The organism is Roseovarius sp. MMSF_3281, assembly GCF_030733685.1.
GTDB lineage: Bacteria > Pseudomonadota > Alphaproteobacteria > Rhodobacterales > Rhodobacteraceae > Roseovarius.
Genome location: NZ_JASHIM010000032.1, coordinates 1 through 12,117, shown reverse-complemented (window position 1 = coordinate 12,117; position 12,117 = coordinate 1). Strand labels below are relative to the sequence as shown.

General features: G+C 62.1%; 13 protein-coding genes and 1 pseudogene. 8 read left to right on the top strand and 6 right to left on the bottom strand.

Going from position 1 to position 12,117, the window contains the following annotated elements:
- Nucleotides 1-90 precede the first annotated feature (90 nt).
- Both RBB32_RS19725 and RBB32_RS19720 read right to left on the bottom strand, forming a co-directional pair.
- Complete coding sequence (locus RBB32_RS19725; RefSeq protein WP_306155273.1) at nt 91-975, bottom strand: recombinase family protein; 885 nt, start codon at nt 973-975, stop codon at nt 91-93.
- Between the two features lie 199 nt (nt 976-1,174).
- Nucleotides 1,175-2,314, bottom strand: a complete 1,140-nt coding sequence (locus RBB32_RS19720; RefSeq protein ID WP_306155271.1) for a tyrosine-type recombinase/integrase — start codon at nt 2,312-2,314, stop codon at nt 1,175-1,177.
- Between the two features lie 126 nt (nt 2,315-2,440).
- Here RBB32_RS19720 and RBB32_RS19715 point away from each other — a divergent pair, with 126 nt between their 5' ends.
- Together RBB32_RS19715 and RBB32_RS19710 are read left to right on the top strand one after the other, a co-directional pair.
- Nucleotides 2,441-3,325 (top strand): DUF1403 family protein, encoded by an 885-nt coding sequence (locus RBB32_RS19715; protein WP_197919585.1) that lies wholly within the window; start codon nt 2,441-2,443, stop codon nt 3,323-3,325.
- Between the two features lie 3 nt (nt 3,326-3,328).
- Nucleotides 3,329-3,928 carry an SMC-Scp complex subunit ScpB gene (locus RBB32_RS19710; protein ID WP_197919584.1) on the top strand — a complete coding sequence of 200 codons (600 nt, stop codon included), beginning with the start codon at nt 3,329-3,331 and terminating at the stop codon, nt 3,926-3,928.
- On the opposite strand, the gene RBB32_RS19705 is transcribed toward RBB32_RS19710, so the two are convergent.
- From RBB32_RS19705 to RBB32_RS19695, 3 genes are read right to left on the bottom strand one after another with little or no spacing between them, the layout of a single operon-like run.
- The gene (locus tag RBB32_RS19705; RefSeq protein ID WP_197919583.1) at nt 3,912-4,946 is read right to left on the bottom strand and encodes a TniQ family protein; all 1,035 of its coding nucleotides are present in this window, start codon (nt 4,944-4,946) and stop codon (nt 3,912-3,914) included. The two genes, RBB32_RS19710 and RBB32_RS19705, sit on opposite strands and share 17 nt — an antisense overlap.
- Nucleotides 4,943-5,824, bottom strand: coding sequence for a TniB family NTP-binding protein (locus tag RBB32_RS19700; RefSeq protein ID WP_107818340.1), 882 nt, complete (start codon nt 5,822-5,824; stop codon nt 4,943-4,945). The genes RBB32_RS19705 and RBB32_RS19700 overlap by 4 nt, the downstream gene beginning before the upstream one ends.
- Before the next feature lies 1 nt (nt 5,825).
- Nucleotides 5,826-7,457 (bottom strand): transposase family protein, encoded by a 1,632-nt coding sequence (locus tag RBB32_RS19695; protein ID WP_306155263.1) that lies wholly within the window; start codon nt 7,455-7,457, stop codon nt 5,826-5,828.
- A gap of 202 nt (nt 7,458-7,659) precedes the next feature.
- On the opposite strand from RBB32_RS19695, the gene RBB32_RS19690 reads away from it, so the two are divergent.
- Nucleotides 7,660-8,622, top strand: coding sequence for a hypothetical protein (locus RBB32_RS19690; RefSeq protein WP_306155261.1), 963 nt, complete (start codon nt 7,660-7,662; stop codon nt 8,620-8,622).
- A 57-nt stretch (nt 8,623-8,679) separates the two neighbouring features.
- Here RBB32_RS19690 and RBB32_RS19685 read toward each other — a convergent pair whose 3' ends face one another.
- On the bottom strand, nt 8,680-9,096 hold the full coding sequence (locus RBB32_RS19685; RefSeq protein WP_068286394.1) for a helix-turn-helix domain-containing protein: 417 nt from the start codon (nt 9,094-9,096) through the stop codon (nt 8,680-8,682).
- 75 nt (nt 9,097-9,171) lie between these two features.
- Between RBB32_RS19685 and RBB32_RS19680 the strand changes: the two genes are divergently transcribed.
- The 5 genes and pseudogenes from RBB32_RS19680 to RBB32_RS19660 all read left to right on the top strand — a co-directional run.
- Entirely contained in the window at nt 9,172-9,561 is a 390-nt protein-coding gene (locus RBB32_RS19680) for a mercuric transporter MerT family protein (protein ID WP_054540711.1), read from the top strand.
- A gap of 18 nt (nt 9,562-9,579) precedes the next feature.
- A complete protein-coding gene (locus RBB32_RS19675; protein WP_038068071.1) occupies nt 9,580-9,885 on the top strand; it encodes a heavy-metal-associated domain-containing protein in 306 nt (101 codons plus the stop codon).
- A gap of 4 nt (nt 9,886-9,889) precedes the next feature.
- Complete coding sequence (gene merF / locus RBB32_RS19670; RefSeq protein ID WP_082033411.1) at nt 9,890-10,123, top strand: mercury resistance system transport protein MerF; 234 nt, start codon at nt 9,890-9,892, stop codon at nt 10,121-10,123.
- A 4-nt stretch (nt 10,124-10,127) separates the two neighbouring features.
- Nucleotides 10,128-11,552, top strand: a complete 1,425-nt coding sequence (gene merA / locus RBB32_RS19665) for a mercury(II) reductase (RefSeq protein ID WP_138176578.1) — start codon at nt 10,128-10,130, stop codon at nt 11,550-11,552.
- 58 nt (nt 11,553-11,610) lie between these two features.
- Nucleotides 11,611-11,811, top strand: a pseudogene (locus RBB32_RS19660) (hypothetical protein); the annotation flags it as partial.
- Nucleotides 11,812-12,117: the final 306 nt, after the last annotated feature.

The window sequence follows — 12,117 nt, the reverse complement described above, 5'->3', positions numbered from 1 at the left end:
AAGATTCGGTCAATGAAGCCTGCAGATTGCTGAGCTCGCGAACGAGGTGAGCGGTATCTCATTGGCTATGGGATAACGCTGCTCCCTAATCTACTCCAACAATCCTAGCTTTTCCGCACGTTCCAGCAGCATCCTCACGGAAGAAGGCTGCCAGCTGGTCCGTCCACGAGGCGTGCGCTCACGCATGGATTCCAGCCGGTCGCAGATCGCCTGCAGCGTTATGTCAGGATCGGCACCCTTGATCGCAGCTATAATCGTCGGCAGGCGGTCGTCAGTATCCCGGCGTCTGGCGCGGGCCAGCACTTCAGCGGGCAGAAACCCGTCGCGGACGTAGGCTTTCACGGCGCGGAGCAAGCGGCTTTGCGTCCAGTGCCGATCATGGGGCAGGGGGCCATTGATAATCCGCAAGACGTCTTCCCAAGCCATATCGGGGCGCAAGCGGCGCACATGGGGCACCCAATCTTGCGCGGTCTCGTTCAGGCGCTCCATGTAGCCGTCCTGTCGCGCCAGCCGCACCTTGCGCAGCGCGGCGGGATCCTTGGCGCTTAGCCCAGGATTGCCACCAACGCGACCTTTGGCGCGCGCAGAGGCAAGACCCGCCTTGGTACGCTCGCGGATCAGAGCGCGTTCAAACTCCGCCGCGGCACCGAGGACCTGCAAGGTGAACTTGCCCTGAGGCGAGGCAGTATCGATCGGGTCATGGAGCGAGCGGAAGAAGGCACCCTTTGCCTCCAGACGTTCGATCACCTCGAGAAGGTGCGACAAAGACCGCGCAAGCCGGTCGATCCGCACGACGACCAGCGTGTCGCCGTGGTCCACGCGCTCCAGCACGCGTGCCAACACCGGCCGGGCGCGATTGCCGCCGGAGGCGTGCTCTTCATGGATTTCTGCGCAGCCTGCGGATTTCAGGGCCTGCGACTGGGGCAGGGGGGTCTGATCCTCGGTTGATACGCGCGCATAGCCAATATGGGGCATGAAATCCGGCCGTTTGCAATTTAAGGTATCGCCAATAAACGACCGTTTGTAAACAAATGCAAGTAGGTGCTCTCTCGTCGTGCTCGTCCAAAAACCCTTTGTCGCGTTTAGTTCCCGATTTCAATTGAAGCAGTAAGCTGAAACTGAAGCGCTGGAATTTCACCTTAGCGCTTCACCAATGGGTCAAGAATCCTGAGCTTCACAGCCCTGCGGCTTTGGTCAGGTTCACCCGGAACCTGTCGCGCCTGCGCTGATAGCGCCGGGTCATCTCGGCCGACGCATGTCCGAGTTGCTTTTGAACATAGCGCTCATCAACCTCTGCCGACGAGGCGAGCCCGGCACGCAAGGAATGCCCCGAGAACATTGCCAACCGTTTGGCTTCCGGCAAATCGGATCTGATGCCACTCTTCATAACGGTTGCCTTGATCAGTCGCGCTATGTGCTTGTCGGAAAGGCGGGACTCGAGGGCACGCTTGCCGTCCCGCGAGGTGCGCACGAAGACCGGCCCAAAGTCGATCTTCGCAAAGTGTAGCCATTGCTCAAGCGCGTGGACGGGACAGGTCTGGCCGCTTGAGCCACGCCCGACCTCAACCTCGCGCCATCCGGTCTTGGCATTGAGGGTGAGCAGGGCGCCGCCGTCGAAGACTTCGACCCAGCCGCCGGAGTCCGGTGTATCGTCCTTATGCACATCGAGGCAGACCACCTCCGACCGGCGCAGGCCACCTGCATAGCCCAAAAGCAAGATCGCCCGGTCTCGGAGCCCGCGGAGATCGTAGGAAAGGGTGGCCACCATGGCCTGGATGTCCTCAGGCAGGATCGCTTCCTTCTGGACCGGCGGGCGCGCATGCTTGCGTTTGATCCCGGCCAGAACGGTGGCGATATGCCGGTCCTTGCGATCAAGAGTGAACCCGCGCTGTCTGTAGTTCCAGGCAAGCCCCGAGAGACGGCGCTCGATCGTGGAGACCGAAAGGGTAGGGGCCTTCCCGGTTGGTGCAGCCAGATCAGCCACATAAAGTCCAATCATCTCGGGCGCGGGGGGCAGGGGATCCGTTCCTTTCAGCCGGCACCAGCGGGTGAAGTGTTTCCAGTCGGCGGCGTAGGCTTTGTTGGTGTTTTCGGCCGTTGAAGCTTCGGCGTATCCGCGCGCCGTATCGATCAGCCGGTCGAGGGTGCCGGAGCCGGCGACATGAGCAGGCAGGGCGATTGATTCACTTTCTGCCTGTTCTCTCTCGTTGTGCTCGTCATCGTTCGGCGCGTCATCGGACGGTGAACGCGAAATCTCGTCCTCTGGGGCGTCGGAGCCCTCGATTTTGGTACTGTTATTTGTGAGACTGCCCATGTTTTCGGGCATATCATTTTTAGGTCCGATAATGCAAGATTATTGGACGTATTAAGGTTCGGCAAAGAGGGGCGGTTTCTACACTATATGGTAGTCAAAAGCGCCGCCGTGAGATAGTGTTGTGGCATGACATATGCCCACTCAACCTTCGACAGCGACCCTCTTAACTTACCCCAGATGCCGCCCTGGGTCACCTCGGCACGCGCCGAAACCCTTGAAGATGTGGCGTTTTTGTCGGGCGCAGCACTGAGCCACCTGCATCTTGTGTTGGGGCGAGAGGCGGTCCCCCAAGCCTTGTTACGGGATCGGCTGTCGTTGCGCGCAACGGAGGCTTGTGTCGCGTTTTTGGGCCGGCCGGAGCGAGCAAGGGAGCTGCGCGACGTGGTGCATCTGCTACGCCCCGGCGACCTGCCCGGCCCGGCAGGCGAAACCTGTCTGGCGTGGCGTCGCGCCACGGAAAGGCCGGTGACCGTGAAAGCTCTGGTCCGGGCGCTGCCAGAACTTCAGGGTGATCAGATCGCGCGTTGGTTCGACGCCGGGCAGGGAGCACCGGTCAGTCGTGCGGCAATGGTGCTGGAGGCGGTACTAAACGATGCCCCCCGTGCCGAGGTACCCGCGCTCGTCCTTGCTGACGCGACCCTCGCTCAGGCGCTTGGTTGGGATCATGTCGTGCCGCTTCTGGCCGCAGGCCTGAAACGCGCCGACATGCGCAAGCGAGGCGAAGACCTACGCTCGGCTTGTCATCGTGCGCTCGTCTCATCGGCGGTCGATGCCGTGCGTCTCTCAACTGACCTCGCGCGGCGGGCAGCGCATCTCAAAGCGGTCGCGCCGAAGCTGCGCGCCAAAGGCGCGGAGGCCGCCGTCGCGATGTTCCTGACCCAAGATGCCGTCGCACCTGCGGCCCTCCCACTACCGGACCGGTCCGCACGGCGGCTCTGTGACCGGTTGGTCGATCTCGGCGCGGTGCGCGAGCTGACCGGCCGCGACACGTTCCGGCTCTACGGGATCTGAGCGATGGCCAAGGATCACGCCGAAACTGACTTCGATCGGGAATTGGACGATCTGCCAACCGAATTGCGCTGGCGTGAATGGATGCGGCGGATTGAAGCCGTTCTCTTCGCCAGTGCATCGCCGGTGCCGCGCGAGGACCTCGCGCGCGTGGTGGGGCAGGGGGCTTCGGTCGATCTGTTGGTCGAAGACCTGGTCGCCGATCTCGAAGGACGATCCTTCGAAGTGGCGCAGGTGGCCGGCGGCTGGATGTTGCGCACGCGGCCCACCTACGCCCCAGCGATCAGGGCCGCTGCGGATGTGGGCGAACAGCTTCTGGACCTGGACGAATATGATGTCGCGGTGCTCGCTGCCATCGCCTACCACCAGCCGATCACCCGGGACGGGCTGAAGGACATCTTCGGCAAGGAGATCAGCCGCGATCTGATCGGGCGACTGCATGCGCGCGGGTTGATCGGCACCGGGCCCCGGTCGCCGCGGCGTGGAGCACCCTATACCTATGTGACGACGGAGCAGTTCCTGGTCGCGTTCGATCTGGAGTCGCTGCAGGACCTGCCCGATCGGGAGCAGATGGAGGATGCAGGGATCATCAATTCTCGGGCATAGCCGTTGCCAATGATGTGCGGCGGTTTGAATGAAGGCGACCGATGACCTGTTGCAAGTCCGCCAAATCAGGATGTCTGGAGCGCGTCTTTGGTCCTGGTGTGATCTGTAACGTGATCTCTGCACTCAATGACGCCACCAAGTCGGAATGCTTGGGCGCAGCCAGTGCAATGCGGGTCCAGAGGTCAATTGCAGGATGCACGGAACGTTTTTGGAGGTGCGTCATTCCATCGGCCAACTGGCGGAACAATGCGTAGCGGACCCGGTGCGGCAAGCGCGAAATTGCCGTCGGCTCGCCATTGAACGTGAAACAAGCCGCCCCAAGCATGGCGGGCAGGGATGGATTTCCATGCCGTCCATGTCCTGCAACATGCATTCGAAGTAAATCGTCGATGAGCCGTTCGAGACGCTGCACATCATACTCGGCGGGCAGGGTGGGTTTTCGGAGATCAGCATCACACCAGACGCAGAAATGTTGCGGCAGCAGGCGGTTTTGTCGAGCAGGCGCAATGCTTCGGCCGCAGGCAGGGCAGTGATCGCGCAAGCGGCATCCATGCCGAAAGCAGGAAACGCGCGTCGCCAGGCTCCAGCCGCGCCGGAAGAACGGTGCGCGATCCTCTTTTAGGCATGCCGGGCAATATTGCAGGCGATTGACCCGAGCGGTCGATGTGCGGGCATCTCCTGATCCTGTGATCTGCCGCAATCGCAACCGGGCCAGTGGGTCGCGGTGCAAAGCCAGGCCATCAATGTCCTCGGCGGGCAATCCGGTTCGCTCGACCAGGAGATCAAGGACTCGCCCGGGAAGGTCTCGGTCAAGCTTTGCAGACCAATCTCCACCTGCGACATCCAGAACCCGCCCAAAATATTGAGGTGGAATTCCATTGGCCATGGCCAGCCTGTGCAGCCAGCTCGACAGCAGCTCTCCGGGTGCCGGTGGAACGACGACGGGCCAGCCTTGCCCCACCTCATTGCCGTAGTCGCGCGCAGGTGTGACTGTGATCTCGGACGCAGACTGGGTCACATCATTTCGCGGCGCAAAGGCGCATTTCGGCGTTTCGACAGGGGCGTGTAACCGAGAGAGGTGATGGTCGCTTCAGAAATGTGTTCCTCGCCGGTCCTTATCGCCGTGATAGCTGCGTTGCTCACGATATCGACGACCTCTCCGATCAAGCCCTCTGACAATTCATGGATGATCTCAGCCAGTGGCGGTCGCGACAGGTTCGAGGCGCGGGCGAGAGGCATGCTGGTCTCAAGACTATCGAGGAGCGTCGCGAAATCCTCGTCATACGCCCATCTGGAAATAGGGATCGTATCGAACCGCGATCCCATTTCCTCGGTGTCGTGCACTGCATCGTAGACCGCGACCTCGCCGACCAATACGGGCGAGATGTCGTGGACACGTGCGATACGACGCATAAACGAGAAGATCGCTTTCACATCCTGGCGCCGCCCGCGCAAGGCGCTGTGGAACTCATCGAAGATGAGCACGCGGGGTTTCAGGCTGTCCAGCAAGTGATCCACCTGCTCGCCCGCGCGCGACAGGCTTCGCCAGCCAGATGCCTGAGGTGCGCGCAACCCGGCAAGAATGCTGGCATAGAAGTGAGACAGTCCGGCACCTTCTCGGGTCTGGATCACCCAGATCCTTTGACGTTCTGACTGACGCAAATGTTCAATCGCGAAGCGTTCGGCGATCATTGTCTTGCCATTGTGATAGGGGCCCGTCAGCAAGAGCCCTCTGGGGCGCAATGTTACAGGCCGATCAAGCAGCAGACGCATGGCGTTATGGGCGCGACTTGCAACCGGATGGCTGATCCAACGGGCCGTCCGGATATGGTCGATGCGGCACGCGTCACCGGCATCGAGAAGTGATGCGGCGGAGTCCAGGAGGTGATCAGTCATTTCACCAATCCTCAACCGGAAAGACGCGGCGCGGGCGCTCAGGGTCAGGCGTTTCGCTGATTGGCGTCGGGGAAGAAGTGAGGCTCTGGTAGGGTTTCGGCGCATGAGCCGCATGCCTGGCCCGTGCGATTTCCTTCAGCCTTTGCTTCTTCGATGCCGAGGCATCCACCGTCGCCGCGATTTCACGGCGGATCGCGGTCTTCTCCTCAATCGGGCGCCGGCCGGTTTCGCGCGCTCGGTTTCTCTCGGCCCTGTGCTGCCAGAAGGTGACCGCCTCAAGCAGTCCATCCCGCCGCCCCACAGGGCGCCAAGCTCCTGTATCGGGATCCTTGATGTAGATGTGGCTCATGTCCCGAGGATCATAACGAACATCGAGAGCATCCGATCGATCACGGCGGGCGACTAATGGGCCCAACCATGGATCGAAATAGTCGTTGGCAAACAGGCTGACACCTTGAGGTGAAATCCTGCGTGTCTTGTTCGGGAGAAAGCTGAGCAGAACGTCGAAAGGGTTGTCTTCTGGGCCATCCGGCTGACGGCATTTTCGTTCCCATTCCTTGGTCGGGACCGTCAGCTTGCGTTCATTCTGGCTAAGATTGTGATCGATAATCGCCAGCGCGATACAGCGTTCGAGGTCTGCAAAGTTGAGCCTCGCACGGTCTTCGGACAGGTACTCACCCCGATCCGCGATGGAACGCCCGGTCTTGCCAGGCAGGGAGCGCAGCACCGTATTCACTTTGCCGAGAAGCCGCTCGACAACCCCGCCACGATGGACGGTCCCCTTGTTCCGGCTTTGAATTACAATGCCGTACTCGGCACAACCCCGGATGAAACTGGTGCTTCTGAATTCCCTGGCAGAATCCACGACGACCTTCTTCGGGCGACCAAACATCGGCCAGGAATGATTGATGTCGCGCGCTGCCAGCCAGTCCTCCTTGCGGCACATCGCCTGCGCAAGACAGAGGGCGACCGACAGGCGTGAGGGCTGCTCAAGGGTCAGGCAGAAGCCAATAATCGCGCTTGTTGCAACATCGGCTGCGATAGTGAGATAGGGGCGTCCGACATAGATGCCCTGACCATCGATGACTTCTACAAACTGGATGTCGGCAGGGGTATGATCGATCTGGACGACGTCGAGAGCGTGTTTGGCCCGGATATAGCCCGGGCGCGGTTTCAGACGCCGCAGGCTTTTCCCTCCTGAATGTCGCCGTCGGGCAATCTCCTCGGGCGTGAACAGTCGCGGGATACGCTTGGATACGGTGACATAGGCAGGCGGATCAAGACCCTCGCTGACACAACGGGCACGGATTTCATCGACGACCGGCGCAAGGTCCGGTTGCTCGGGTCGAAGCCACATCTCCCGAAGGGTTGCCGAAATGATCTCCTCAACGGCCGGGCTGATCCTTGCGCGCCTCGCCCCACCTGTTCTTGGCAGCAACGAAGAAACCCGGCGCTCGGTGCGGTATCGGCACAGGTGGTTGTAGACTTGGCGCGTCGAGAGACGCAATTCGGATGCTGCCCGAGCAACTGCGGTGCGCATAGGCTCTTGCCCGTCCAAAATTCGATCCAGTTCTCGCCCGATACGCGTTGCCTTCGCCCAAGCCTCGTCAGACGCTTCGTTTTCGCGCAGCATCACGAACCCGCCGCTCCACGGTTTCTGAACTCCATTTTCTGCCCCAGTCTCTCGCTTGTTGAAACGCGAGTTAAAAATTGAAATCGAAACGTAAAATATCGCGTCGGATTACGCTTCATCCTACTGAAATCCTGTAAGAACTTTTTGATGAAACGGCAAAGCAATTGCGACAGAGGACGATCATTGGTTCCTGCCCGGTCCCATGGAAGAGGAGCCGGATTATCTGCCGCCCGGACCGCGGGCCGAACCGCGTGAAGCCGAGGTCCTCGACGATTGGCGGAAAGCAGAGGCGGGTCATGCCGCGCGTCTTGCCCGTGTGGCCGGTCGTGTCGGCGCGCTGGACGACCGCCTGAAGCGCAGCCCGGAAGGATGGCGGCACAGGCTTGCCCTGATCGAGGCTGCCGACCTCAGCTGGTTCGCGGGTGACCGCATTGGCCCGGATCGCATTGCTATTTGGATATCCATGCGCCTGTCAGGCGTTCAAGAGGACCCCGCAGCACTGGCGCGTGTCGGTTGGGCGGTACGTCGTCTGACAGGGGGACCAGGCCCAGAGGTGGACCTTTCTGCCTTCCTCGATCGTCGCGATCCCGAGAACATGGTCGATGACGCCGAGCCTTTCGCGGATCGCGCGGGCGGTTGGCTGAACCTGATGGCGCAAGCCGCCGAGCTGCACCCGATAACCCGTGCCTGCACGGGTTATCACCTCTGGAGCCTTGCGGGCCTTGGGCAGCAGGGCGATCGAATGGAAGCGGCAGTCACGGCCGCGCGGATCGCGACCAGCGAGGGCAAGGGAGCAGTCTTTGCACCTCTGGCCATGGGTGGGGCAGGGGGGCTGCGCGCTGGCGGCCCACCCGCTGACCGTTTGGCGCGTTGGCTTGAGGGGATGGAGACGGCATGTCTGACAGCAATGCGGCACCTAGACGATATTGAAGCATGGTCAGCGCGGGCGGAAGCCGAAATGACACCGCTTTCGGGCAAGACCCCGCGCGCCTTGCGCGCTGTGCTTACCGAATGGCCCCTTGTCTCTGCCCCGATGGGCGAGGTCCTGACCAACGCTAGCCGTGCCGCCGTTCAACGCAATCTCGCCTGGATGGAAGCGCGAGGCTTGATCCGCGAGGTGACCGGCCAGGGGCGATTCAAGATATGGGTAGCGGCACGATCTTGAATCTTCCAGTTCGATGCATGGGAGCTTCAAGAGTTCGGGAAGTTCGTGTCATAGTTTTCAGTTTCCAGAAATCGCGTCGAGCACCGGACAGTTGGGGACTTCGGCGCCAGAACACCTGGATGCCGTTGCAGCGAGGACGGATTCGATCCGCCGGAGATCCGAGATCTTCGCCCGCACGTCCGCAAGGTGACGTTCTGTCCGCTCCTTGACCTCGGCGCAGGTCGGCGCGGCACCATCGTCGAGCCCCATCAGCCCGCGAATGTCCTCCATCGAGAACCCGAGCTTGCGGGCGCGCAGGATGAAGCGAAGGCGCGTGGCGTGTGCGGCGGAATATATCCGGTAGCCTGCGGCGCTGCGCGGCGGGTCGGGCAACAGGCCGGTTTTCTCGTAATAGCGGATCGTCTCGATGTTGCATCCGGTCGCCCGGGCCAGGTCGCCGCGTGTTAAGCTGCTCTCGCTTTCGTGATCGATCATGGGGATTTTCCTCTTGAGCCTGTAGCTACTACAGACCCTACACCCATCGTCAACCACAGACGAAAGGTGCGCGACATGGCGCTGACAGACGACAGAACTGACACCTCAGCAGCGGATCGCCCCGCCCGAAAGGGCTGGCTTGCGGCGGGCGGGGTGATGGGCGCCTTTCTCGCCTCGGCCTGCTGTGTCGGACCATTGGTGCTGCTGACCCTCGGCATCTCGGGGGCCTGGATCGGCAACCTGACGGCGCTGGAGCCCTTCAAGCCGATCTTCGCCGTGATTGCGCTCGGCTTCATCGGGGCGGGATTCCGGCAGGTCTATTTCCGCAAACCGACCGTCTGCGAGCCCGGTTCCTACTGCGCGCGCCCATCCTCGGCGCGCATCACCAAGTCCGCTCTCTGGACCTCCCTGATCCTCGTCCTCGCTGCACTCACCATCGACTGGTGGGCTCCGCTTCTCTACTGATCTCGAAAGGACACCCTCATGAAGACGATCCTTGCCCTTGTTCTGTTCGGCCTGACCGCCACAGCACCCATCACGGCCATCCCTGCCGTCGCGCAAACCGTCGCCGCCGAGCAGACCCTCACCTTCGCGGTGGACAATATGACCTGTGCGCTGTGTCCGGTCACCGTGAAGCGCGCGATGGAGGGCGTCGAAGGCGTGCACGCGGTCGAGATCGACTTCGAGGCGCGCACCGCTACTGTCGTCTTCGACACCGCCGCGACCAGCGCAGAGGCGATCGCCACCGCGTCGGCCAATGCAGGCTACCCGGCGCGCGTCTCGGGTTGACGGGATGACCGAGCGGACAGACCGCAAGCTGATTGCAACAGGTGTCGTCGGCACCGTCATCGCAGCGCTCTGCTGCTTCACGCCGATCCTGGTCGTTCTTCTCGGCGCCGTGGGCCTGTCGGCCTGGCTGGGTTGGCTCGACTATGTGCTGCTGCCCGCGCTGGCGTTTTTAATCGGCCTAACCATCTATGCCGTCTGGCGGCGGCAGCGGCGCAGGGCATCTCAAGAAAATGGATGAGTTCATGAAATTCGAAACCAAGGCGCCCACGGGCGATTTCGACCTCGCCGTGATCGGCGCCGGATCGGCTGGCTTCTCCGCCGCGATCACCGCCGCCGAGGGCGGCAAGCGCGTCGCGCTGATCGGGCATGGGACCATCGGCGGCACCTGCGTGAACGTGGGCTGCGTGCCCTCCAAGACGATGATCCGCGCTGCGGAAGCCCTGCACAGTGCGCAGTCGGCGCATCGTTTTCCGGGCCTCAGCGGAGAGGCGCAGGTCGCCGACTGGTCGGCGCTGGTTGCGGCCAAGGACGATCTTGTCGCTACACTGCGCCAGAAGAAGTACGCCGATCTGCTGCCGGGCTACGAGGGTGTGACCTATCTCGACGAGGGTCCAGGCCGTCTCGTCCCCGGCGGGGTCGAGGTCGGCGGGCGCAGGATCACGGCTCCCAAGGTGATCGTCGCCACCGGCGGTCGACCGGCCAGGCCCGACATCCCTGGGATCCGGGACGCACCAACGCTCGACAGCACGTCGCTGCTGGATCTGGACCAGTTGCCCGAAAGCCTGATCTTCCTCGGCGGCGGCTATATAGGCGTGGAGCTGGCGCAGATGATGGCGCGGATGGGCACGCGGGTTACCATCGTCTGCCGTTCGCGCCTGTTGCCGCGCACCGAGCCGGAGGTGGCGCAAGCGCTCACCGAGGTCTTGCGCGCCGGGAGTGTCACGGTTCTTGACGGCGCAACCTATCACGCCGCGCGGCGCGACGGAGACCGTGCGGTGCTGACCGTGACGGTGAATGGCGCGGAGCGCGAACTGACGGCCGACCGCCTCGTCCTGACGACGGGGCGCGCCGCCAACACCGAGGGGCTGGGCCTCGCGGAGATGGGCGTCGAGACCGACGCACGCGGTGCGATCCGGGTTGGCGACGACATGCAGACCACAAAGCCCGGGATCTTTGCCGCGGGTGACGTCACGGACCGCGATCAATTCGTTTATATGGCCGCCTATGGCGCCAAGTTGGCCGCCCGCAACGCCGTCATGGGCGGGGCCGAACAATACGACAATGCGGCGATGCCCTGGGTGGTGTTCACTGATCCGCAGGTCGCCGGGGTCGGGCTGACTGAGGCGCAGGCGCGCGCGGCGGGTCATGACGTCAAGACCAGCGTGCTGACCCTCGACAACGTGCCTCGCGCGCTTGCCGCGCGCGATACGCGCGGGCTGATCAAGCTGGTCGCGGACCGGGCGACAGACCGTCTGCTTGGCGGCGTGATCATGGCGCCGGAGGGGGCAGACAGCGTGCAGACGCTGGTCATGGCGCTTAAGATCGGTATGACGACGAAGGCACTCGGCGAGACGATCTTCCCCTATCTGACAACGGTCGAGGGGCTGAAACTCGCCGCGCAGACTTTCGACAAGGATGTCGCGAAGCTGTCGTGCTGCGCTGGATGAAACGAGCAGATTTATCCAGCTTGGACCCTCAAGCGTGTCTAAGACGAGCAAGGCAGGCGAAATGACCCCACTTTCGGGCAAGACCACGCGCGCCTTGCGCGCCGTGCTTACCGAATGGCCCCTTGTCTCTGCCCCGATGGGCGAGGCCCTGACCAACGCTAGCCGTGCCGCCGTGCAACGCAATCTCGCCTGGACGCAAGCGCGAGGCCTGATCCGGGAGGTGACGGGGCAGGGGCGGTATCGATTGTGGCGCATGTGAGCAACCAAATGGGCACCACCAGGAGCGTTTTTGCACAAGTAGAGACAAATGGCAGTAAAGGTTCGCTGAGCACTATTGCACGGGTTGCGGCAAAGTTAAAAAGCGGTGCTTGGGGTAGGTCAGGGGCGTCCTGATACCGGATGCGAAGGGGTGACAATTAAGCTTATTGTGCAAAACTCGATGGATCTGGGCCTGATGCTGATCACGGATGTCGCGTAGCCCTTAATTGGGTTCTGCCTCACTTTGTGTGGCGCAACTATCCTGAAACTGGAAAATTCAGGAGGTATAGTTGTGAGTTCGAAGAAG